This is a genomic window from Pseudomonas sp. VA159-2 (assembly GCF_024126635.1).
Lineage (GTDB): Bacteria > Pseudomonadota > Gammaproteobacteria > Pseudomonadales > Pseudomonadaceae > Aquipseudomonas > Aquipseudomonas muyukensis.
The window spans coordinates 1-1,268 of the sequence record NZ_JAMYBV010000074.1 but is presented as its reverse complement, the minus strand read 5'-3'; the positions used below and the strand labels follow the sequence as shown (position 1 = coordinate 1,268).

The 1,268-nt window shown below is 57.0% G+C and carries 1 protein-coding gene; it reads left to right on the top strand.

Annotation, left to right across the window (positions count from 1 at the left end; genetic code table 11):
* The first annotated feature begins 52 nt into the window (after window positions 1–52).
* Window positions 53–1,231 (top strand): integrase core domain-containing protein, encoded by a 1,179-nt coding sequence (locus tag NJG22_RS24405; protein WP_253098490.1) that lies wholly within the window; start codon window positions 53–55, stop codon window positions 1,229–1,231.
* Window positions 1,232–1,268 lie beyond the last annotated feature (37 nt).

The window sequence follows — 1,268 nt, the reverse complement described above, 5'->3', positions numbered from 1 at the left end:
GCACATAGGTAACAGTCTTTAACTGGCAGGGTCGGTTTTTGAGGATCTGACCATGCCTTGGCGAGAGCTGAAACCTATGGACCTGAAAATGCTTTTCATCGCTGATTACCTGCAGGGGCCGCCCAGCTTCAGCGCCCTGTGCCAAGCCTACGAGATCAGCCGAAAGACCGGCTACAAATGGGTCGAGCGATATGAGAAAGAGGGGCCTTCGGGGCTGGAAGAGCGCAGCCGCCGCCGGCTGACCCAGGACTGGGTCGTACCCGCTGCAGTTCGCGAAGCCATCATCGAATTGCGCAGTCGAGGCGAAACGGAACCGGGTCCGAAAAAGATTCAGGCGGCGCTGCAGGAGCGTTTCCCTGATCAGGCACCGCCCTCGAAGACAGCGATCTACAACATCCTCAAGAAGGCCGAGTTGGTCAAACCACGCCGCTTACGTCAGCGGGTAGCGATCTATCCCAAGCCACTGGAGAAGGCAGAGTCGCCTAACCAGCTGTTCAGTGCGGACTACAAAGGTCAATTTCTGACAGGTGCAGGCGTCTGGTGCTATCCGCTGACGATCATGGATCACGCCAGTCGTTTCCTGCTCGCCTGTCACAGCATGCCCAATACCAACCTGCTGGAAACGAAGGCCGTTTTCACCCAAGTGTTCCGGGAGAATGGCCTACCTGAGCGGATTCGTACCGATAACGGTGTACCGTTTGCCAGTAAGGGGCGCGCGGGACTTTCTCAGCTATCGATCTGGTGGCTGCGTCTAGGCATTATTCCCGAGCGCATTGCGCCTGGTCGGCCTGAACAAAATGGCCGCCACGAACGCATGCATCGGACGCTAAAAAGCACGCTCCCATCACCGCCGGCAGTGGCCTGGGAGGCTCAACAACGGCACTTTGATCGTTTCCGGCAGCACTACAATCACGAGCGCTTGCATGAGGCACTGAACCAGAAAACACCGGCGTCTTGCTACCAGCCCTCGCCACGCCAGTTCCCTGAAAAGCTCCCCGAGATGGCCTATCCCAGTCATATCGAGAGCTTGCCGGCTGATAGCTGCGGCATCATCAACCGCCGGGGCTTGAGGATCTACGTAGGGTATGTGCTCAAGCACCAGACCATTGGCCTGGAGCAGGTTGGGGATGGCGTCTGGGATGTTATTTTCGGTCCCATCATCCTTGGCAGAGTCGATGTGCGGGATGCCACCGATGGTTATGTAACACTCAAGGTGTTGTCACCTATGTGAGTGAACTTTTGTGTAACCGATGTGGGTGTCCCGTACA

Coding starts and splice junctions, on each gene's coding strand:
- NJG22_RS24405 (WP_253098490.1), top strand. CDS start 53: ATGCCTTGGCGAGAGCTGAAACCTATGGACCTGAAAATGCTTTTCATC.